General features: G+C 35.5%; 23 protein-coding genes. 8 read left to right on the top strand and 15 right to left on the bottom strand.

Translation table 11 applies throughout. From position 1 onward, the window contains the following. The first annotated feature begins 41 nt into the window (after positions 1 to 41). Positions 42 to 632 (top strand): YhcN/YlaJ family sporulation lipoprotein, encoded by a 591-nt coding sequence (locus tag ACTWP4_RS11165; RefSeq protein WP_443128837.1) that lies wholly within the window; start codon positions 42 to 44, stop codon positions 630 to 632. A 450-nt stretch (positions 633 to 1,082) separates the two neighbouring features. On the opposite strand, the gene ACTWP4_RS11170 is transcribed toward ACTWP4_RS11165, so the two are convergent. Beyond that, positions 1,083 to 1,340, bottom strand: a complete 258-nt coding sequence (locus ACTWP4_RS11170) for a hypothetical protein (protein ID WP_443128838.1) — start codon at positions 1,338 to 1,340, stop codon at positions 1,083 to 1,085. Positions 1,341 to 1,482: 142 nt separating this feature from the next. On the opposite strand from ACTWP4_RS11170, the gene ACTWP4_RS11175 reads away from it, so the two are divergent. Further along, positions 1,483 to 1,689, top strand: a complete 207-nt coding sequence (locus ACTWP4_RS11175) for a YlaI family protein (protein ID WP_443128839.1) — start codon at positions 1,483 to 1,485, stop codon at positions 1,687 to 1,689. A 138-nt stretch (positions 1,690 to 1,827) separates the two neighbouring features. Here the strand turns inward: ACTWP4_RS11175 and ACTWP4_RS11180 are convergent, their stop codons facing one another. Continuing rightward, a complete protein-coding gene (locus ACTWP4_RS11180) occupies positions 1,828 to 2,205 on the bottom strand; it encodes a YlaH-like family protein (RefSeq protein ID WP_443128840.1) in 378 nt (125 codons plus the stop codon). 119 nt (positions 2,206 to 2,324) lie between these two features. Here ACTWP4_RS11180 and ACTWP4_RS11185 point away from each other — a divergent pair, with 119 nt between their 5' ends. Continuing rightward, entirely contained in the window at positions 2,325 to 2,495 is a 171-nt protein-coding gene (locus tag ACTWP4_RS11185) for a DUF5325 family protein (protein ID WP_443128841.1), read from the top strand. A 37-nt stretch (positions 2,496 to 2,532) separates the two neighbouring features. On the opposite strand, the gene ACTWP4_RS11190 is transcribed toward ACTWP4_RS11185, so the two are convergent. Continuing rightward, positions 2,533 to 3,336 carry an inositol monophosphatase family protein gene (locus ACTWP4_RS11190; protein WP_443128842.1) on the bottom strand — a complete coding sequence of 268 codons (804 nt, stop codon included), beginning with the start codon at positions 3,334 to 3,336 and terminating at the stop codon, positions 2,533 to 2,535. 141 nt (positions 3,337 to 3,477) lie between these two features. Here ACTWP4_RS11190 and ACTWP4_RS11195 point away from each other — a divergent pair, with 141 nt between their 5' ends. Then, a complete protein-coding gene (locus ACTWP4_RS11195; RefSeq protein WP_443128843.1) occupies positions 3,478 to 4,098 on the top strand; it encodes a YktB family protein in 621 nt (206 codons plus the stop codon). Positions 4,099 to 4,224: 126 nt separating this feature from the next. Here the strand turns inward: ACTWP4_RS11195 and ACTWP4_RS11200 are convergent, their stop codons facing one another. Further along, positions 4,225 to 4,494 (bottom strand): UPF0223 family protein, encoded by a 270-nt coding sequence (locus ACTWP4_RS11200; RefSeq protein WP_443128844.1) that lies wholly within the window; start codon positions 4,492 to 4,494, stop codon positions 4,225 to 4,227. Positions 4,495 to 4,638: 144 nt separating this feature from the next. On the opposite strand from ACTWP4_RS11200, the gene ACTWP4_RS11205 reads away from it, so the two are divergent. Continuing rightward, positions 4,639 to 6,108: an aminotransferase class I/II-fold pyridoxal phosphate-dependent enzyme gene (locus ACTWP4_RS11205; RefSeq protein WP_443128845.1), complete on the top strand. Its 1,470-nt coding sequence runs from the start codon at positions 4,639 to 4,641 to the stop codon at positions 6,106 to 6,108. A 61-nt stretch (positions 6,109 to 6,169) separates the two neighbouring features. On the opposite strand, the gene ACTWP4_RS11210 is transcribed toward ACTWP4_RS11205, so the two are convergent. From ACTWP4_RS11210 to ACTWP4_RS11245, 8 genes are all read right to left on the bottom strand, one after another. Further along, positions 6,170 to 7,087 (bottom strand): hypothetical protein, encoded by a 918-nt coding sequence (locus ACTWP4_RS11210; RefSeq protein WP_443128846.1) that lies wholly within the window; start codon positions 7,085 to 7,087, stop codon positions 6,170 to 6,172. A 94-nt stretch (positions 7,088 to 7,181) separates the two neighbouring features. Beyond that, positions 7,182 to 7,697, bottom strand: coding sequence for a TetR/AcrR family transcriptional regulator (locus ACTWP4_RS11215; protein ID WP_443128847.1), 516 nt, complete (start codon positions 7,695 to 7,697; stop codon positions 7,182 to 7,184). A 221-nt stretch (positions 7,698 to 7,918) separates the two neighbouring features. Continuing rightward, positions 7,919 to 8,797 (bottom strand): polysaccharide deacetylase family protein, encoded by an 879-nt coding sequence (locus ACTWP4_RS11220; RefSeq protein ID WP_443128848.1) that lies wholly within the window; start codon positions 8,795 to 8,797, stop codon positions 7,919 to 7,921. Positions 8,798 to 9,414: 617 nt separating this feature from the next. Beyond that, complete coding sequence (lpdA, locus tag ACTWP4_RS11225) at positions 9,415 to 10,824, bottom strand: dihydrolipoyl dehydrogenase (protein ID WP_443128849.1); 1,410 nt, start codon at positions 10,822 to 10,824, stop codon at positions 9,415 to 9,417. 4 nt (positions 10,825 to 10,828) lie between these two features. Further along, on the bottom strand, positions 10,829 to 12,124 hold the full coding sequence (locus ACTWP4_RS11230; RefSeq protein WP_443128850.1) for a dihydrolipoamide acetyltransferase family protein: 1,296 nt from the start codon (positions 12,122 to 12,124) through the stop codon (positions 10,829 to 10,831). A gap of 30 nt (positions 12,125 to 12,154) precedes the next feature. Beyond that, a complete protein-coding gene (locus ACTWP4_RS11235) occupies positions 12,155 to 13,132 on the bottom strand; it encodes an alpha-ketoacid dehydrogenase subunit beta (RefSeq protein WP_443128851.1) in 978 nt (325 codons plus the stop codon). Positions 13,133 to 13,135: 3 nt separating this feature from the next. Then, positions 13,136 to 14,218 carry a pyruvate dehydrogenase (acetyl-transferring) E1 component subunit alpha gene (gene pdhA / locus ACTWP4_RS11240; RefSeq protein ID WP_443128852.1) on the bottom strand — a complete coding sequence of 361 codons (1,083 nt, stop codon included), beginning with the start codon at positions 14,216 to 14,218 and terminating at the stop codon, positions 13,136 to 13,138. A 388-nt stretch (positions 14,219 to 14,606) separates the two neighbouring features. Continuing rightward, a complete protein-coding gene (locus ACTWP4_RS11245; RefSeq protein WP_443128853.1) occupies positions 14,607 to 15,251 on the bottom strand; it encodes a YkyA family protein in 645 nt (214 codons plus the stop codon). A 172-nt stretch (positions 15,252 to 15,423) separates the two neighbouring features. Here ACTWP4_RS11245 and def point away from each other — a divergent pair, with 172 nt between their 5' ends. Further along, a complete protein-coding gene (def, locus tag ACTWP4_RS11250; RefSeq protein ID WP_443128854.1) occupies positions 15,424 to 15,978 on the top strand; it encodes a peptide deformylase in 555 nt (184 codons plus the stop codon). 132 nt (positions 15,979 to 16,110) lie between these two features. Here def and ACTWP4_RS11255 read toward each other — a convergent pair whose 3' ends face one another. Beyond that, positions 16,111 to 16,893 (bottom strand): Cof-type HAD-IIB family hydrolase, encoded by a 783-nt coding sequence (locus ACTWP4_RS11255; RefSeq protein WP_443128855.1) that lies wholly within the window; start codon positions 16,891 to 16,893, stop codon positions 16,111 to 16,113. 428 nt (positions 16,894 to 17,321) lie between these two features. Here ACTWP4_RS11255 and ACTWP4_RS11260 point away from each other — a divergent pair, with 428 nt between their 5' ends. Continuing rightward, complete coding sequence (locus ACTWP4_RS11260) at positions 17,322 to 17,531, top strand: DNA-dependent RNA polymerase subunit epsilon (RefSeq protein WP_443128856.1); 210 nt, start codon at positions 17,322 to 17,324, stop codon at positions 17,529 to 17,531. Positions 17,532 to 17,534: 3 nt separating this feature from the next. Continuing rightward, on the top strand, positions 17,535 to 19,202 hold the full coding sequence (gene rnjA / locus ACTWP4_RS11265) for a ribonuclease J1 (protein ID WP_443128857.1): 1,668 nt from the start codon (positions 17,535 to 17,537) through the stop codon (positions 19,200 to 19,202). Between the two features lie 93 nt (positions 19,203 to 19,295). Here the strand turns inward: rnjA and ACTWP4_RS11270 are convergent, their stop codons facing one another. Both ACTWP4_RS11270 and ACTWP4_RS11275 read right to left on the bottom strand, forming a co-directional pair. Beyond that, positions 19,296 to 19,967, bottom strand: coding sequence for a potassium channel family protein (locus tag ACTWP4_RS11270; RefSeq protein WP_443128858.1), 672 nt, complete (start codon positions 19,965 to 19,967; stop codon positions 19,296 to 19,298). 281 nt (positions 19,968 to 20,248) lie between these two features. Then, positions 20,249 to 22,087 carry an ABC transporter ATP-binding protein gene (locus tag ACTWP4_RS11275; RefSeq protein ID WP_443128859.1) on the bottom strand — a complete coding sequence of 613 codons (1,839 nt, stop codon included), beginning with the start codon at positions 22,085 to 22,087 and terminating at the stop codon, positions 20,249 to 20,251. Positions 22,088 to 22,102: the final 15 nt, after the last annotated feature.

The following is a 22,102-nucleotide window of genomic DNA, read 5'->3' on the forward strand; positions in this document are numbered from 1 at the left end:
ATTTCAACAAAAAATATACAGAGAAGAAGGAGGGATTTTTTATGAAATACATTTATCTGTTGTGCTTTTTTATGTTATTGATTGGTTGTCAGCAAGATGTCCAAGATAATAATTTAGCTCAGAATTCAGATAACTTTGGTGCAGTTCAAGTAAAGAATTCTGATCCAACACCGACTGATGATATGGATAACCAAGAAAAAGCGCAATATCTCGCCAATCTGGCAAGTAATGTACCAAATGTTAATAATGCATCTGCTTTAATCACTAATCGTGGAGTTATTGTCAGTATTGATGTGGATGAAGATTTAGACCGTTCACGTGTGGGATCGATTAAATTTTCTGTGTTGGAAGCATTAGAACATGATCCTTTTGGTAGAAAAGCAATTATTGTAGCTGATGCTGACTTACATGAACGATTACAAGGTATGGGCAAAAAAATACAGGAGGGTCATCCAATAGAGGCTATTACTGAAGAATTAGCAAATATCACGGGTCGTTGGATGCCAGAATTGCCTTTAAATGAAAAGCAGTCGGATAATACAGATCAAAATAAACAAATTATCAATGAAGGTGAACAACAGCAACTTGAAAAAATTAATGAGGAGCAATCCAATCACCAAAAAGATCGTTAAATGCATTCATACATGTTGTGATGTTAATGCATAACATTGCTTTAAAAAGTCTGGGACAAAATGAAGTCCGAACGATTACACAATCTACGATTAGAATTGTTATCGTTCGGATTTTCCCATTGCGTTATAACAAGATATTGACCCAGTAACTCTGGGGCCAATGTTGAAATGGTTTAAAATGCTAAACATTCGCTCCGGCTTCCCGCTTCGACTCTTGTGGGGATCAACGTGATCTGAAGATCCATTTTTGTATAGTAAATTTCTTTACAAAAGTTAGCTAAATACACGCCCCTCGGAAAGCGAATTGGGTAAGCCGGAGCGGTTCTTAAGCATCTTAAACATGTCAACATAACCACTTCAATAGTTACACATCATCAGTTACTTCACATAATCCTTTTTATACATTTTAATTCATTATCTTATTCGGCTTTGATTTGTCCCAGCCCCTTCTCATTGTTTAACTCTATTGTAATAATTAACTCCAAATTGAGATCCCTCAGCTACCATATCGGAATTTTCTAAATTGTCTTTACCAGGATCTCCTGCTTCTTCAATCGGTAAGCTAGTATCATTTTTTTGCACTGATTTTTTCCATTCATTCCATTTATTCATCATTATCTCTCTTTTAGACTTATCCATTAATACAAAGGATAATGTAGTAGCCATACCTGCTGCTCCGATCATCCCAACTACATTTCTTTTACGCATTTTTCTCATCCTTTCATATCTTTTGTTACTATAACTATACCCATACATTAATGGCTAAAACATTAATTTCACAACTATGGTAAATGTGAAATTTGTGTTACAATAATGAGAAATAGGTATTTGTTTATATTGAGGTGAAACAATGCGAGTAAAATGTGTGATTTGCGATAAAATAAATAAAATAGATAATGATTGTACCAAAGCTAAAAAATTGCGTAATCGACTAATACACACATATATGTGTCCCGAGTGTGATAAGCGCATTGAAGATAATACAATTAAAAGGCATAAAACCGGTAATTTTAAACTTTATCGAAAAAAAGAAGTACAAGATCAATATTTATCATAAATATGACGGTTTTTGTTCTCCAATGGGTATTAATAATATGGATTAAACGTACTTTCAACCAGTACATCGTCCTTATTAAAGTGGATTAATAATGAATCACTATTTATTTTGGTATTGAAAAGGCTGAGCAGTTTTTGCTCAGCCTTTTTTGTTATTATTTTGTTTTCGTTCTTGGGACAGCCTTAGTCGATAGACACCCATTACTACTGCGATAATAAATAGACTTTCAGCGAGCGGGAGATTCAGGCCGAAAATTAACGTTAAAAAGAATGTCCCGATAATTAATAAGATATAAATAATGAATGATTTAAGAGGTGGTAACTTTTTGGCAAAACCAAATTTATATGCCAATATTGCGAAAATAACAACTGTTAGGTAAAGCAATACAAACCCTCTAATTAAGGTAGCCATTTCACCTTCGTCTGCTACATTTACTTCCCCGCCTAAACCTTTCATAAAAAAATCAGCCACTGGCCATAGATCGTCAGGTACTTGAATTACTGTTTCTCTTTGCATGTGAAACCTCCAAATTCTACATTCAAACAAATCTATTATACTTTAATCCCTTGATAAATACAATTTCTATTAAAGATATGGTATGCTATGAATGACAACTAATTATTTGAGGTGACAGAATGAGTTTTCAATTATCAAAATTGCTTTTAGCAATATGTGTGATCTTAGCATTTTCTGCTGCCGGTGTCGGTGTAGCACTTAGAAGCATTTGGTTTATCGTCATTGCATTTCTGGTTGGTTTTGCACTAATGGGATACGGTATTTCATTAAAGAAAAGAGAAACCAGTTAAAAATACTAGCAATCACAAGACTGCTAGTATTTTTTAGTTATTTAAATTCAATATATTCATCAAGAAGTTGTTGTTTTATCTTTTGATTACACGTTAAAATGGTGTTATTTTCTAAAAGGTTTACAGGCTTACCATTTGCTTGAATAGTAATTCCACCTACTTCTTCAACAAGGATCAGACCTGCAGCAAAATCCCAAGGCGCTAATCTCATCGTTAGATAAGCGTCAATAATGCCTTCTGCTACAAATGCAAATTCTAATGCCGCAGAACCATATGACCTTGTACCACGACTATCCTTAATTAATTGCTGTACTTTCTTTTCATTAATACGTTTATTCTCACACGCTAATGAACTATTTAATGCTATAATACTTGTTTCCAGGTTAACCTGTTCACCCAATGGTGGGAGCTTGTCCTGATTTCGATACGCGCCTTCACCTTTTTTCCCACTATATAATACATCTTCCATTACATTATAAATCAGACCTATTTCTCCGATCCCTTCATGAAAAATACCAATCGAAATTGCAAAATTTCGTTTTTGATGCACAAAATTCATTGTGCCGTCTATAGGATCAATAATCCAAATCGTACCTTCTAAAGATTCTACCTTATCGCCATAGCCTTCTTCCCCAACTATAGAGTGAGTAGGATATTTTTGTCTGATTTTCTCAGCGAAAAATTGCTCTGTTGACCGATCTACCGCGGTTACCAGGTCATTTGCATCTGATTTAGTATCAATTTGATATTGGTCATCTATTTGATCACGAATTTGTTTACCTGCTTGATAAACCCATTTTTTTGCATCCTCAAAAATTTGTTGCCGAGTGCCTGCATCCATCAACCTTCCTCCATTCTCCTTAGGCTAATTACTATTTTAGCAAATTTTCAGTTAATTTGAAAATGTATACTATTTCTTTGCAATTAGATAATAATTAATATAATATTAAAATGATACTAATTAAATAGAAAGGTGAACATGATGACATTTAATGGATTTCAACAAAAAGATTTCGAAACATTCCAGATTGATGGACTTGATGAACGTATGGAGGCCATTCAAGAACGAATTCAACCAAAATTCAGAAGTATATATGAAGAAATTGCAGCGGATTTAAATGTATTAGCTGGACGTGAAATGTATTTACACATCGCTAAACATGCCAGACGTACAGTGAATCCACCTAACGATACTTGGTCAGCGTATTGCCATAACAAACGCGGATATAAAAAACACCCACATTTCCAAGTTGGTTTATGGGATGATAATCTTTTCATCTGGTTAGCATTTATTTATGAATTACCACACAAAAGTGAAATCGCAGCGAAATTTATAAGCGAGATCAATGATATTAAGGAAACTGTTCCTGAAAACTACCATATATCACTCGATCATATGAAAAATGAAGCTACACCCCTTTCTCAAATAGATCTAGAAAAGGGATTAGAGCGTTTTAAAAAGGTAAAAAAAGCTGAGTTTTTAATCGGCCGGAGATTTGATGCAAAGGATCCTTTATTATGGGATGGAGATAAACTAATACAAACTATTAAAGAGACATTCCAGACATTAGCTCCACTTTATCGTTCATCAATGGATCTTTAATCAAAATGATAAAGTAACTCATTTATTTTTTAAATAATTGCAAATAGTTAAACCTAAATCTTAAAGTGCGCGAAGACAAGCACTTTAAGATTTATATATATATCATACAGTTTCTCAATGGCTACATTACATTTTGATAATATCTTTTGGTGATAAATCTTTTGCCTTTTTGATGACTCGGAAAGGAATATATCCAGATTGTTTTTCGAATTGCTTATCTAGCTGTTTTTCTTCACTTTTAGAAGGTACAATCTCTTTATATCGATTGTATGCTGCCACCAAATCTTGCTTTTCGACTCCTTTTTCATATGCTTTTTCAATTAAGGAAAAATAATTAACGACAGCGATAATTTCTTCAGTCGTCCATGATTCATCAATAGGATAACTATAATTCATTTAAAACACCTCACGATTAGTTTCGCTCGTATTTTACCATGTTCATTTTAGAAAGTATAGCAATATAACTAGCTATTCAACGACGGATTTGCTATAATACCATTTGCTTTATATTTCAAATGATAAAGGAGATCAACAGAAAGCATGAATCAGAATAATACTCCACTGTTTAGTGGTTTACTACAGCATATAAATAAAGATCCTAAGGCATTCCATATTCCAGGACATAAAGCTGGTAAAGGAATGGATCCGATGTTTCAAGAATTTATTGGTTATAATGCACTTGCTATTGATTTAATTAATATAGAACCATTAGATGATTTACACCATCCTAGAGGAATGATCAAAGAAGCTCAACAATTAGCTGCCACAGCTTTCGGAGCTGATCACACCTTTTTTTCTGTGCAAGGAACAAGTGGTGCAATTATGACGATGATTCTTAGCGTATGTAATCCTGGCGATAAAATAATCGTACCGAGAAATATTCATAAATCGGTGTCATCTGCTATTATTTTTTCCGGTGCGATACCTATATTTATTCAGCCTGAATTAGATCATACACTAGGTATTTCACATGGTATAACACCTAAAGCAGTAGCTAATGCATTACAAGCACACCCTGATGCAAAAGCTGTCCTTGTTATCAATCCGACCTATTTCGGTATTGCTGCAGATTTAAAACAGATCGTAAATATTGCTCATCATTATAATGTACCGGTGTTAGTTGATGAAGCTCATGGTGTGCATATTCATTTTCATGATAAACTGCCACTGTCAGCAATGCAGGCAGGTGCAGATATGGCTGCAACTAGCGTTCACAAACTAGGTGGTTCGCTTACCCAAAGTTCTGTACTAAATGTCAGAGAAGGACTCGTAAATCATGATCGTGTCCAAACGGTTATGTCGATGTTAACAACTACATCCACCTCTTATATTCTGCTTGCATCTCTAGATGTTGCGAGAAAATATTTATATCAGCATGGCACAGCTTTGTTATCCAAAACATTAGATTACGCTAAATTGGTCAGACAAGAAATTAATCAAATTCCTCATTTATATAGCCCTGGAGAAGAATTATTAGGAACAGAAGCAACCTTTGATTATGATCCGACAAAAATTATTATCTCTGTAAAAAATCTAGGAATAACTGGACATGATGCTGAAGTCTGGTTAAGGAAAAACTACCAATTAGAAGTTGAATTATCTGACATGTATAACATTTTGTGTATTTTAACACCTGCTGATAACAATGATGATGTATCGTTTTTAATGAATGCCTTGAAACATTTATCCCAGCATTATGAAGGAAATGCAAACCAACAAGAAGTTAAAGTTTCAGTAGCGGATATCCCTATTCTGGCAGTAAGCCCCAGAGATGCTTTTTATGCAGAATATGAAGTGATTCCTTTACAAGATTCTGCGGGTAGAATAAGTGCAGAATCAATAATGGTCTATCCTCCCGGAATTCCTATTTTTATTCCAGGTGAGATCATTTCTGAAGAAAACCTAGAATATATATCTGAAAATATTAATTCAGGTTTACCAGTTCAAGGGTTAGAGGATGAGACATTAGCAACTGTTCGTGTACTGAAAGAACGCGTGGCTTTTAAATGAAAAAATGAAGTAAAATAAAATGAACTGCCCCCTGTCGAGGTAGTTCATTTTAAACTTTGGTTTATCTACTCTGCTGTGTAACAGATGATTGATCTGTTGATAAGTGGTTGTCATGTTTTGGTTTAATAAAAAACACAAATGCACTTATTACTGAACCAAGCCAAATTATACATATTACACTTGCCATGATAGGCAAGATTGTTAACTCAAATACGGAACGACCTAACCCAGTTTGAATCCCTATAAGTAAAATCATGAATAACCAAGCAATACTTCCTAAGTGGAGTACTCTATTTTTGATCTGGTCATTTACCTGAGTGTTCTCTAGAAGCCAAGCGGGCAAAATTAATGTTTGCAGTGCATGGAACCCTATGCCATGAAGTACAATTAGATTACCTGCATCTCCAGTAAGTCGGTCTTGAAGCAAAATCATCCATATTCCAGCAACATTGGCTGCAAATACAGAGAGAAAGGCATAACGAATCCCCAATATGAGCAATGGTCTTTCATAAGGAGATTTTATTCGAAAGAAATGAATCATTAGTATGACCGCTAAAACTACAAGTACTAAAGAAAAAATCCCGAATAAAATTCCTGCAACTATATCGATTTCCGTACCTACGCGAGAAAAGCGTGGATTAATTCCTCTAAAGTTTTGACCGGTTTCAATGGCATACCCATAAATACTTGCCACGATAAAAAACCACCGTATTACCTTCTTTTTTCGATCACTAAATCTTGAAAGGGGTAAAATCGCAGCTATGGATATTATAAAGATACCAATAGCAGCATTAAAGGAAAAAGCATCCTTCATGTTGCCTTCTGGTAACATAATATGCCCTTTAAAAAGGATGAAAAAGGCAATACCTAATGAAAGTATAAATCCAATTAAGCCTGTAATAATAAGCCCACGTTCACCTTCAAACAACTTTACTGACGGTTCATTTTCAATTCGGTTTAACTTCATGAACTTAAACATGAATGATCCCTTCTTTCGAATAGTATTTTTACAACAAAATTTATTGATTAATCAATAAATTTTGTTGTAAAAAAAGGAGACATAAAACTCCTTATTAGTTATGATCATCTTTATCGAATAATTGTGGTAAATCCAACACTTCTGCAACAGTAATTAGTAAACCAGTGCCTATAAATTGAGATGCTGTCTGTTTTGCATTTGAAATACCTGCATTTTCAAATTTTAATGTCAAGGATTCAAAAATAGTAAGAAACAGTTTTTTAACATGATCACGAATTCCCGCCTCTGCAATTGCATGTGCTTGCATGACCATCAACACCTCAGCACGGTGTGTCTGAATAATTTGTTCAAACGCGCAACCCATTGTTTCAATTAACTTATCAGTAGGAGCTTGAACTTCTGAAAACGTATCGTAAATTCTGCTGAAAGCACGATCAATAACAGCTTTAAATAGTTCTTCCTTGTTTGTAAAAAAGTGAAATACATATGGCTGCGTCACTCCTGCAGCTTTTGCAACCATTGCAGTTGTTGCTTTATAATACCCCTTTTCCGCAAATACTGCTACAGCATTATCAATAATGATTTCTTTTTTATCTTCTCTTGGTGCCATTTAATCATCCTTATGTAGATTATTTATTTATTACTCAATAAATGGATCATAAGGTATTTATTGAGTCTTGTCAATAGGCAAATGTCGTGAATTGATTTATTAATATTATATATTGCTCATTCTCACTACTAGCTTTTTCTCGAACATACAAAAACACCTTCGAGATAGTTTTTCAACTATTCGAAGATGTTTTAGGTTAAGGAATGCTTGGGAAATTTCTATTACTCCGGTACTTGTAACGTCATAGGATCTACGAATTCGTAGCCTTTATCTCGCAAACCTTTCACAATATCTTCTAATGCGGCAGCAGTCCATTCTCTGTCATGCATTAATAAATTTGCTCCATCGGTTAAGTATTCTGTATTAACCATTTTATCAGCTAATGCGTCCGCAGATTGATAATCTTTTTCCCAATCATATCCAAAGCTCCAATTCATTAATAGCATCCCTTCTGATTTTACAAGTTCTTTGGAGAAATCTGTATTAACTCCAAACGGCGCTCTAAAAAACTTCGGGCGTTCACCTACAACATCTTCAATAAGATCATTTAATGATAGGATTTCTTCTTTCTGTTCACTCTCATCAATATCTGATAAGTTTGGATGAGTGTATGTATGGTTTCCAATTGCAAATCCCATCTCATGAATTTGGCGTAATTGTTCTTTTTTTTCATCAGTTTCTAAGAAATGTCCATTTACAAAGAAAATTGCAGGAGCTTCTAGTTCCTTTAATGTTTGAGCCATTTCTAAAGCATATTTTTCTGGAGCATCATCGATGGTAATTAACACTACGTTCTCATCCGTGCCTTCTTCTATAGGTACTACACTCCAGTTATCATCGATTTTATATAATGGTTCCGTTATTTTTTGTACTGGTTCTTCTTCTATATTTTCTTGATCAGGCTTATTGTCGTCATTTTCCTCTGTAACCGATGGCTCTTCCTCTACTTCACTCTCTTTTTTTGTTTGATCTGTTGATGTCTCTTCGGTATTAGCGTCTTCACTCTCAGCTACTTCATCGTCGTCATTCATGGTGTCATTACATGCACCCAAAATGAGCAATATCCCTAACAGCAATGTATAAATACTCTTTTTAATCAACGAAAATTCCTCCATTTCAAATTAATTAAACGACCAGACCAGGCCCACTCCCCTAACGCGCAGTAGATACAAACTGCGAAGTAATAAATATTTAAAATTGCTTCCTTCTATCTTAGTTTTTGATGAGTGCAAGCATACGCTACGGCAAGATACTTCGCTTTCCACGGGCACGGCCTCAGTCTCCTCAGAAAACAAAGGGCGTTTTCTTGCGGGGTCTTCGGACACGTGCTGGTCCCGCAGGAGTCTCCGTATCTTACCTCCGCTCTGCGTAGTGTGCTGATTTTTGAAAGAGGTAATACACGGGAATTAGTTTCCGAGTACTTCCACTTTAAAAAGATAGAATAATGTTATTAGTGGAGGCAGAATACGGAGACTCCTATGGGAACTCACGCGAGCTGAAGATCCACTTGGTAAAGCGGTCTTCTTTACCAAGTTAGCTGAAGCCGTGCCCATGGAAAGCGCAGTATTCTGCCGGAGCGGTGCCATGACACTCCATGCAAAAAAAGATTGGGAGAAAGCAAAACTCTGAAAAGGTTATTCCGTAGTTTATGTTTTTTGTGCATTTTCTTTTGTTTTAAAAAGGAGCCTGCCACAGCAGACTCCCCTTTGTTTACTTATTATTTTACAATATGAATTGGTGTACCGATCGCAACTTCTGCTGCTTCCATTGAGATCTCACCTAATGTCGGGTGAGCATGGATTGTTAGCGCTAGGTCTTCTGCTGTCATACCAGCTTCAATTGCAAGCCCAAGTTCAGAAATCATATCACTAGCATTTGGACCAGCAATTTGTGCCCCAATAATTAAACCATCTTCTTTACGTGTAATAAGCTTCATAAATCCGTCAGATGCATTTAATGACAATGCACGACCATTAGCTGCAAATGGGAATTTAGATGCTTTCACATCGTAACCAGCTTCCTTCGCATCCTCTTCAGAATAACCAACAGTAGCTAATTCTGGATCAGAGAATACAACAGCCGGGATGGCATTATAGTCAATTACCGCATTTTCTCCAGCAATTGCTTCAGCAGCAATTTTACCTTCATAAGATGCTTTGTGTGCAAGCGGAGGTCCAGCGACAATGTCACCAATCGCAAAAATGCTATCTACATTAGTACGACATTGTTCATCGATTTTAATAAGACCTTTATCATCCATTTCGATGCCTACTTGCTCTAAGCCAAGCTCATCTGTATTAGGTTTACGTCCAACCGTTACAAGCACGTAATCTGCTTCAACAGTTTCTTTCTTACCATTTGCTTCATATGTTACTTTAACGCCGTCTTTAGTTTCTTCCACACCTTGAGCCATAGCTTCTGTTACAATGGTTGCACCCTTGCTCTTCAATTTCTTCTTAACAAGTGCACTCATTTGTTTTTCAAAGCCACCAAGGATATCTTTTAATCCTTCAAGGATGGTTACTTCAGTACCAAAGTTTGCATATGCTGAACCTAATTCAGTACCAACATATCCACCACCGATTACAACTAGTTTTTTCGGAATTTCTTTTAAATTAAGAGCGCCCGTTGAATCTAGTACACGGTCAGAATATTTAAAATTAGGTAGTTCTATTGGACGTGAACCAGTTGCAATAATACAGTTTTTAAATGTATATGTTTGAGAATTTTTATCATCCATTACTTTAACCGTATTTTTGTCTACAAAGTATACTTCACCAGAAACGATGTCTACTTTGTTTCCTTTTAATAATCCTTCTACACCGCCAGTTAGTTTTTTAACAACTGAGCCTTTCCATTCTTGTACTTTAGAAAAATCTACAGAAACATTTTCTGTTTTAATTCCTAATGTATCATCACCTTGAGCATGTTCTGCGCGGTGACCTGCTTCGATTAAAGCTTTTGACGGGATACATCCAACGTTAAGACATACACCACCGATAGCACCTCTTTCTACGATTGTTACTTTTTGTCCAGTTTGAGCTGCACGAATTGCTGCAACATATCCCCCAGGACCAGCACCAACTACAAGTGTATCTAATTCTACCGGAAAATCTCCTACTACCATTTGTTTACCCCTCCATCATAATAAGTTGTGGGTCTTCTAACAGACGTTTAATTTGATTTAATGCTAATTGTGCTGTAGCACCATCAACAATTCTGTGGTCAAAGCTTAATGATAATGCTAGTACAGGCGCAACAACAATTTCACCATCACGAACAACTGGTTTTTCTGCAATACGTCCAATCCCTAAAATAGCTGCTTCAGGATAATTGATTACAGGTGTAAACCATTGTCCTCCAGCTGAACCGATATTAGAGATAGTACAAGAAGCACCTTTCATTTCGTTAGGAGCAAGCTTTCCATCTCTTGCTTTTCCTGCTAGTTCGTTAATTTCGCTGGAAATAGCAAAAATTGATTTTGAATCTGCATTCTTCACTACAGGTACAAGTAAACCTTTATCTGTGTCAGCTGCAATACCAATATTGTAATAATGCTTATGGATGATTTCATCTGTTTCATCATCAATAGAAGCATTTAAAATTGGGTATTTAGATAATGCAGATGTTAAAGCTTTTACTACATATGGTAAATAAGTAAGCTTAATTTCTTGTTCTGCTGCAATTGGTTTGAATTTTTTACGGTGTGCAACCAATTCTGTAACATCAACTTCATCGTGTAATGTAACGTGTGGTGCTTTATGTTTAGAATTAACCATTGCATTAGCAATTGCTTTACGGATTCCACTCATCTTCTCGCGAGTTTCAGGGAATTCACCTTCAGGAATTGTTTGAGTAGATGCTTGAGCTGGTTCTTCACTAGCTTGATCTCCAGCAGTTGTATCCACTGCTTTTTGATCGCCATTTAAGAAGGCATCAATATCATCTTTTAATACTCGGTTATTTTTTCCTGTTCCTTGTACTTCTGCAATATTAACATTGTTATCTCGTGCATATTTACGAACAGAAGGCATCGCAATTACGCGGTTGTTTGGATCTTTAGCTGCTGGCTCTTGTTTTTCTTCTTTTGCCGCACTGTCATCTTTAGCTTCTTCTTTTTTCTCTTCTTTTGGTTCATCTTTTGCTTCAGCATTGTCACCATCATCTGCTGATCCTTCATCTTCATAACCTTCAGCGTCGATAGTAATAATAGTTTCACCAACTGTCGCAACGGAACCTTCATCAAAATGTACTTCTTTAACCGTCCCCTCAACTGGAGAAGGAATTTCAACAACTGCTTTATCATTTTGCACTTCACAAATTACGTCGTCTTCTTTTATCTCTTCACCAGCTTTTACAAACCATTTTACAATTTCACCTTCATGGATTCCTTCACCAATATCAGGCAGTTTAAATTCAAAAGCCATTCATATGACCTCCCGTCTCAATTTTGTTGCTTAGAAATTAATGACTTTGTTCACTTTCTCGATAATATCGTTATAGTTTGGTAACCAAACTTCTTCAGCTTGAGTAAATGCATATACTGTATCAGGAGCAGCTACAGTCAGGATAGGTGCTTCTAAGTGTAGTATAGCTCGTTCTTGTACATTAGATACAACATAAGAAGCAAGACCTGCTTGACGTTGCGCTTCTTGTACCATAACTACGCGGTTTGTTTTTTCTACTGATTTAACAATCGTATCAAAATCAACAGGCATAACCGTACGTAAGTCAATTACTTCTGCATCAATGCCGTCCTTCTCTAGTTCTTCTGCTGCTTTTAGTGAAGAGTGAACCATTGCACCATAAGCGATTAATGTTACGTCATTACCTTCACGTACTACATTTGCTTTACCTAACTCTAGCGTGTAATCATCTTCAGGTACTTCTTCGCGGAATGAACGGTAAAGTTTCATGTGCTCTAAGAACACTACCGGATCGTTATCACGAATAGATTGAATTAAAAGACCTTTTGCATCATAAGGACCAGATGGAATGACTACTTTCATACCTGGTTGTTGTGCAATAAGTCCTTCTAAAGAGTCAGCATGAAGTTCTGGTGTGTGCACACCACCACCAAATGGTGAACGAATAGTGATTGGAGCAGTTTGCGTATTACCAGAGCGGTAACGTAAACGTGCCATTTGACCGTTAATTGCATCCATTGCTTCATATACGAAACCAAAGAATTGAATCTCAGGTACCGGACGGAATCCTTGAGTTGCAAGACCGATTGAGATACCTGCAATGGCAGATTCAGCTAAAGGAGTGTCGAATACACGATCTTCACCGAATTCATCCTGCAAACCTTCTGTTGCACGGAAAACACCACCGTTTTGGCCAACATCTTCACCGTATACAAGTACATTTTCATCATTTTTTAATTCTACTCTTAAAGCATCAGTAATTGCTTGGATCATTGTCATTTGAGCCATGATTTACTTCGACTCCTTTGCTTTATATTCTTCCATTTGTTCCTGCAAGTGAGCTGGAAGTTCTTCATACATATTACCAATTAAATCAGTAACTTTTTGTTTTGGTTGTTCATCAGTTTTCTTAATCGCTGCTTTAATTTCTTCTTTAGCTTTTTCGATTACTTCATTTTCTTCTTCTTCAGACCATAAACCTTTTTCTTCGAGGAATTTACGGAAACGAACAATTGGATCCTTCTTCTCCCATTCATTATCCATTTCTTCCGTACGATAACGAGTAGGATCGTCACCAGCCATAGTGTGAGGACCATAACGATATGTTAATGTTTCAATTAAAGTAGGACCTTCACCTTTTACAGCACGATCTCTTGCATCTTTAGTAGCTGCATAGACAGCAAGAACATCCATACCATCTACTTGGATTCCTTCAATACCAGCAGCAACCGCTTTTTGAGCTAATGTAGTAGCTGCAGATTGTTTTTCAACTGGTACCGAAATAGCAAAACGGTTATTTTGCACAACAAAAATAGCCGGAGCTTGATAAGCACCTGCAAAGTTAATTCCTTCATAGAAATCACCCTGAGAAGTACCACCATCACCAGTATAAGTAATAGCTACTGATTCTTTACCACGCTTTTTCATACCTAATGCTACACCAGCAGCTTGTGTATATTGTGCACCAATGATTATTTGTGGACTTAAAGCATTAACACCTTCAGGCATTTGGTTACCATGGTAATGACCACGGGAGAATAAGAATGCTTGATATAATGGAAGCCCATGCCAGATTAGCTGTGGTACGTCACGATAACCCGGTAAAATAAAGTCTTCCTTCTCAAGTGCAAACTGTGTTCCTAATTGTGATGCTTCTTGACCTGCAGTTGGTGCATAGAAACCTAAACGTCCTTGACGGTTTAAAGCAATTGAACGTTGATCAAGAATTCTTGTATACACCATGCGATACATCATTTCTTTTAGTTCTTCATCTGAAAGATCAGGTATAGCATCTTCGTTAACGATCTTACCTTCTTCATTCAGAATTTGAAACGTTTCAAACTGATCTTCAATATTTTCTAAAGTACGTTTCAAAAGAATTCACCTCTTCCTTTCTCAATCCCTAATTTAATTTATCAAAATTAGCTTTCCCAAAAGATTAAAAAATCTGTACCAAAGTCATTATTATTGCTATACCCTTCTGGACTAAAAATAATCAACTTATGTAATTAACAAACTGTTACATAAGAATCGACTTATAATAATGGTACAATTTTAACTCATGTATAGTTTAGCTTATTGAAGTCTGTTGGTCAAACACTTTGCAAGATTTAATTATAATTTTATATTATTGATTAAAAATGGGATTCTAACATTAATTAAAGCGCTTTATTTAAAACTGTTTCACTTTCTTTTTTTATCTGTACTATTTTAATTGCCCAAAAAAAATGATAGAAAAAAAGCTTTCGAATAATCGAAAGCTTTACTCATATACGACATTTAAATCAGCTGCTTTATAAAAATCTTCTTTAAGCTGATTGTATGTATCCGTCAATTCATTAAATTGCTTGTTAATTTCCATTATATCATCATATGATTGATTCACAGTATCAATTTGGTTACGAAGTTCTTCTTCTGTGAGTTTTTCATCCATGAATAACTCATATAGTTTTTTATCTTGATCTAAAGATGCTAAGTAGGCATCATTCAATTGTTGATAAACTTTATAGCGTTGCTCCATCGTTTGGATCATTTCTTCAGCTATTTTTTTAGGTTCTTCATCCAAATCATCAATATATTCTTTTACTTGAGAAAATTCTTGTTCTGCTTTTTGCATGCTTTCCAATTCTGTTTGAAGTAATTCTTTGCGATCTTCGATTGTAGTAATGGCTTGTTCTGACAAAGACGTAATTTCATCCATCTGATCAGCTGTTAATTCGATAATTTGATTATAAAGTTCCTGTTCTTCCTTTTCTAGAGCTTGAAATGGTTCTTGTTGTTCAGCAAATGGTTGCTCTAATTCAACTGTTTTCTCTAGATGGTCATACATGTCGTTAGCGGCAGATTCTCCACTACATCCCGCTAATACCAGCGTGAGCAAAAAGCCGAATTGTAATAATCTTCTCATATCCCCTAAATCCTCCTAAAACAACTTCTTTAATAATTATAAGCCAATTTATTATAACATAAAATGACTAAGCATTTGAACAAAAGTGAAAATTGGTTAGTAGAATTCTATATTTTTTGTTCATTTTTCGTTATCATAGATAATACGAATATTTATGAAGAGGTGTATGTTAATGATTACAATGAAAGATATAGTTAGAGAAGGTAACCCTGTTTTAACTCAAGTGGCAAAAGAAGTGGAATTGCCACCGACTGATGAAGAGCAACAAACACTAGAAGAAATGTTACAGTTTTTAAAAAATAGTCAGGATGAGGAAATCGCTGCAAAGTATGAATTACGAGCAGGTGTTGGTTTAGCAGCTCCTCAAATTGGCATTTCCAAAAGAATGATTGCTGTTCACTTTCAAGACTTTGATGAGAAAGAATACAGCTATGGTCTGTTTAATCCTAAAATTATCAGCCATTCAGTGGCAGAAACATATTTGCCTGGTGGTGAAGGGTGTTTATCTGTTGACAGAGAAGTCCCTGGATATGTACCGCGCTACCAAAAGATTACTATAAAAGCTACTGACTTAGATGGTAATGAATTGAAACTAAAATTAAGAGGTTATGCTGCAATTGTGTTCCAACATGAAATTGATCATTTAAATGGTGTGATGTTTTATGACCGTATTAATAAACAGGACCCCTTTGCAGTTCCGGAAAATTCCAAACCTTGTGATCAATAATCTTTAAAAGCAAAATACCTTCAAATATCAGCATCCCGTTTCATCAATGAAACGGGATTATTTATTATTACACCCTATTGCTTCCATTTAAAACCCAAAAGACAAGTCCTCTTCTCAGCATTCCTCACAATTTTATTTAATCAATGATAATTTCTTCATGGCTTTGCTTAAACCGTTTTGATTTACATCATCTGTTACTAGGTCCGCTGCTTCTTTTACTTCTTGTACACTATTCCCCATCGCAATTCCTGTATGAGCCTTTGTGATCATTTCTAAATCGTTGAGCCCGTCACCAAATGCATAGGTATCTTCCCAATTTAAATCGAGTGCTTCTATAAATTTTTCAATTCCATTTGCTTTTGACCCATACCTAGGCATTACATCACAGGAAACAGGATGCCATCTTACAAAGTTTAGCTTTTGAAATTTCTCTTCGTAGATATGTTGTTCTTCTTCCTTGTTAAATAATAAAACTTGAAAGATTTTTTGATTTTTATAATACTCCGAGTCCTCTAACGGATGTCTTCGTTTTAAACTACCCATACTTTCCTCTATATGAAGGTGATTACTTACAGACGATTTCATATCATCAATACTTTGGTAAACAAGTGGGTGATGATGATTAACACTATATTTAGTCAATTCTTCAAGTTGTTCAGAATCAATTGGATTCTGATAAACAACTTCTCCATTAAATACTACATATTGTCCATTAAAACATATATACGATTGAATATTTAATTCTTCTAAAATATCTTGAAACATAAATGGTGCGCGTCCAGTAGCTATTGAGACAATCACACCAGCATCATGCAGTTGTTTCACAGCCACTTTTGATTCATTTGGTATTTGTTTGTCATGATTTAAGATTGTCCCATCAATATCAAGAAATACAACTTTTTGTCCCACTTTCATTCTCCTCTATATTTATATTAAAAATTACCAGTAATGATTATACCATGAAGAAAATGCATAAGTATAATCTTCGTAGTTAAAACTAAGTAAAAGCCACTGAACCAAGACCATAATAAAGGTGATTTAGAAAATAATTCATTTATTTTAGCCTTTTTTGTTTCAAATTTTCGAAATTCATACTATACTATATAGTAATAGGGATTGGATCGGTTCGTTGAATACTTGCTTTTCTTTTCTATATAGGTAGGAGGGAGTTGAGCAGTAATTATGTTAAAACGTTTAAGAGAAAAATTAAAGCGACGCATGCGGGAAGTTTTACGGAGAAAACGTATACCAACTACCATTAATCGTTCTGATGACATTTACAAACAGTCAAAACAAACCATAGAATCGAAAAACAAATAAATAACAGCAAAAGGAGAGATAACATGATCTACAAGGTACTTTACCAAGAAAATGCATTAGAAATACCTGTACGTGAACATACAAAGAGTTTGTATATCGAAGCTTCTTCTGAAAGAGAAGTGCGCGACTCTTTAAAGGAAAAACAAATAAATATTGAATTAATCCAATTGTTAAGTGAGGCACACTTAGAATATGAACAACAATCCCCTTTTTTTAAATTGGAGACTGCTTAGTATATGAAATTTGTGAAAAATGACCAAACAGCGGTTTTTGCTCTGGGTGGTTTAGGTGAAATTGGTAAAAACACATACGGTGTTCAATTCCAAGATGAAATCATACTTATCGATGCAGGAATAAAATTTCCTGAAGATGAGTTATTAGGAATCGATTATGTCATTCCCGATTACACCTACCTTGTGCAAAACCAAGACAAAATAAAAGGCTTATTCATCACACATGGTCACGAAGACCATATTGGTGGGATACCTTATTTACTACGCGAATTAAATGTGCCTATTTATGCTGGTAAATTAGCAGTTGGACTTATTCGAAATAAATTGGATGAACATGGATTATTACGTAAGACTAAGTTACACACCTTCCAAGAGGATGATGTAATCAAGTTTAGAAAAACAGCTGTGTCCTTCTTTAGAACGACACATAGTATTCCCGATTCTTATGGTATTGTTGTAAAAACACCTCCAGGAAATATTGTTCACACTGGTGACTTTAAATTTGATTTTACACCAGTCGGAGAACCTGCCAATTTGGCAAAAATGGCTGAAATCGGTAAAGAAGGCGTTCTTTGTCTATTATCAGACAGTACAAACAGTGAAGTTCCTGGATTTACTTTATCAGAACGAGTAGTTGGTGACAGTATTAATGATATTTTCTCAAGAGTGGATGGCAGATTAATTTTTGCTACTTTCGCTTCAAACATTCACCGCTTGCAACAAGTCGTTGAAGCAGCCGTTAAACATAACCGTAAAGTTGCCGTATTCGGACGAAGCATGGAAGCTTCCATTAAGATTGGACAAGAGCTCGGATATATTCGCGCACCTAAAAATACGTTTATTGATGCACATCAAATAAACCAACTTCCTGCTAACGAAGTGACCATTCTTTGTACCGGTTCACAAGGAGAGCCAATGGCAGCACTATCTAGGGTTGCGAACGGCACACACCGTCAAATCCAGATTATACCTGGTGACACAGTAGTATTCTCTTCTTCACCAATCCCTGGGAATACATTAAGTGTTAGCAGAATTATTAATCAATTATACCGCGCCGGTGCTGAAGTTATTCATGGACCACTTAACGATATCCATACATCTGGTCATGGTGGGCAACAAGAGCAAAAATTAATGTTGCGATTAATACAACCTAAATATTTTATGCCAATCCATGGGGAATATCGTATGTTAAATGAACATACGAAATTAGCAGATAGCTGTGGTATTTCACCTAAGAATAGTTTTATTATGGATAATGGTGAAGTATTGGCATTAGGCAAAGATAGTGCTGCGATAGCTGGTAAGATTCCTTCTGGTTCAGTATATGTGGACGGTAGTGGAATTGGAGATATTGGTAATATTGTATTACGTGATCGTCGTATCCTTTCCGAGGAAGGACTAGTTATCGTTGTCGTAAGTATCAATATGAAAGAATTCCAAATCGCATCTGGTCCAGATATTATATCACGTGGTTTTGTCTATATGCGTGAATCTGAAGACTTAATTAACGAGGCCCAAAAGCTTGTTTCCAAACACTTAAATAAGGTAATGGAACGCCGAACTACACAATGGTCTGAAATCAAAAATGAAATAACCGATACAATCGCACCATTCCTATATGACAAAACAAAACGTCGTCCAATGATCCTACCAATCATTATGGAAGTATAAAAAAAGCTAAACAAAACCCGTTTCAAATTGAAACGGGTTTTGTAGTGGTTTAAATAGTAATGACAGTTTCAACAATGCTGCACCAATAAGTACTTAATCTTCTACAACCAATTGTTTTTCGAATCGGGAAATGTCTTTATCTGCTCCAATAACGATAAGGATATCATCTTGCTCGATTTTTTGTGTTGCCATCGGTGAGACATTAATACCTTTCTCATCTGCTTCTTTAATTGCCACAACGTTACAGCCATACTGAGCACGAATATCTAATTCCAGCAACGTTTTTCCATCCATTTTCTCCCCTACTTTTACCTCTACTATACTATGATCATCAGATAACTCAAGATGATCCAAAATATTGGTGGAAATGATACTATGCGCAATACGCTTTCCCATATCACGCTCAGGATGTACAACATGATCTGCACCAATTTTATTTAAAACCTTTTCATGATAATCATTCTGAGCTTTAACAGTTATTTTTTTAATTCCCAGTTCCTTTAACATTAAAGTGGAAAGAATACTTGCTTGGATATCATCACCAATTGCGACAATAACATGATCAATGTTGCGGATACCTAGTTCTTTTAACACATTTTCATCCGTTGTATCAGCGATTACCGCATGTGCTGCAATATTTTTGAATTCTTTTACTTTATCCTCCTGTATATCGATCGCCAGTACATCCATCCCGTCTGCACTTAGCTCCCGACAAATACTTCCTCCAAATCTACCTAAACCAATAACTGCAAATTCACGTTTCATATAAACTCCTCCAACACTTATAATCATAATCATTTTATCACATTGCAACAAAAAAGAAACCAGATTTAATACCTGGTTTCCATGTAATTTATACTATCAGAAAGTATAAACAGCAATGTCTACGAAAGTGCCCTGAAACTAGGCGACTTCACGAATTAACGTAAACTTGTCGATTGGTGATAACCAGCGAAAGTCTTCATCACGTCACTTGCTCACCGTGATTCCTTTATCTCAGTTGATTCTGAAGTGCCTACGTTTTAAGTGGGGACACTAAGCTTTTCTTATAAAGCATCTAACATTTCAAATTGCGATTTAACAAGATCATAATACTCGCCTTTTTTGGTCATTAGTTCATCATGATTACCTTGTTCCAAAATACGACCATGCTCTAACACGATAATATTATCTGCTTCTCTAATAGTAGACAAACGGTGAGCAATCATAATTGCTGTACGTCCTTCAAGCAATTTTTTTAGTGCTTTTTGAATCTTCATTTCTGTTTCCGTATCAATACTAGCTGTCGCTTCATCTAATATTAAAATCCTTGGATCAGCTAATAACGCTCGAGCGAAAGATAACAACTGTCTTTCACCAGCAGACAAGATATTCCCCCGTTCTTCTACTTCAGTATGATATCCATTGGACAATCTATTAATAAAGTCATCTGCTCCAACAACTTTTGCAGCTTCTATCACTTCTTCATCCATTGCTTCTGGACGACCGAAACGAATATTTTCCATAATGGTTCCTGAGAAAATAAAAGTATCCTGCAATACAACTGAAATGTTCGTACGTAAACTGTCCAATCGCATATCGCGAAGGTCATGTCCGTCAATCTTGACTGTACCACTGGTTGGATCATAAAAACGACTGATTAAATTAGCAATCGTCGACTTACCAGAACCAGTATGACCAACTAACGCTACCGTCTGACCTTGTTTCATTTCTAATGAAATTTCATGTAATGCTACGCGATCTTCATCATAAGAAAATTGTACTTTATCAAATACGATATGACCCTTCATATCATTAAAAGCTTTTGCATTCTTTTTCTCTTCGACATTTGGTTGTTCATCTAAAAACTCAAAAATACGTTCTGAAGAAGCCATTGCTACCAATAATTGATTATAAATCTGTCCTAAACGAGAAATTGGTTCCCAGAACATACCTAAATAGAAAGCAAAGGCAACAAACACACCAATTTCAATATTTCCTGTAATAATGAGGTGTGCACCATATGAAATTAGAATCACTGTACCAATCGCGTTACTCATCTCTACGAAAGGACCGAAATATGCACTCTTTTTCATGGCAATTCGTTCTTTTTCATAGTTATCTGTGTTCACACCATTAAAGAATTCTGTATTTTCTTTTTCCTGTGAGAAAGATTGGGTAATACGGATCCCTTGCATACTTTCGTTCAAGTGTGAATTCAGACGTGATTTTTGAATACGTACATCCTGCCACGTACGGCGTATCTTTCTTCTTAATTTAGTAGAAATAAAGAACATAATTGGTAAAATTAGCAGAACGGCTAGTGCTAATGGTGGACTTAAAGCAAACAGGATGACAATAATACCTGACAGCATAACAACATCCATTAGCAAATTGATAATCCCGTTCGTAAATAATTCTTGTAAAGAGTTAACATCATTCAATATTCGTACAAGAATAGATCCTGCTGATCTTTTATCAAAAAAATTGTGAGATAAACGTTGAATATGAGAGAATAAACTTTTACGTAAATCATGAATAACTCGTTGACCTAAAATATTTACCCATCTTATTCGATACGTGTTTGCCACAAAACTTAATAGATATAATACAGAAATTCCTATAATCAGATACGTAAGTAAGTTAATGTCTTGGTCTGCAATCGCCCTATCGATAACCCATGTACCAATAATTACGGGGACAACTAATCTGACAATAGTAGATACTAGCATTACCGCTATTGCAGCTGGCATTAACGTTTTTGCATATGGCTTTAAATATATAAGCAGCCGCCACATCTGTTTCCAGTTAAAAGGCTTTTCCACCGCTTGATCTAGTTTATAATAAAAACGATTCAAATGGGGACTGTCTTTTTTCATTTCTTTTGCTGTCATCGACTTAGCCATCTCAATTCCCTCCTT

The organism is Gracilibacillus sp. D59 (assembly GCF_052246695.1).
GTDB lineage: Bacteria > Bacillota > Bacilli > Bacillales > Amphibacillaceae > Gracilibacillus.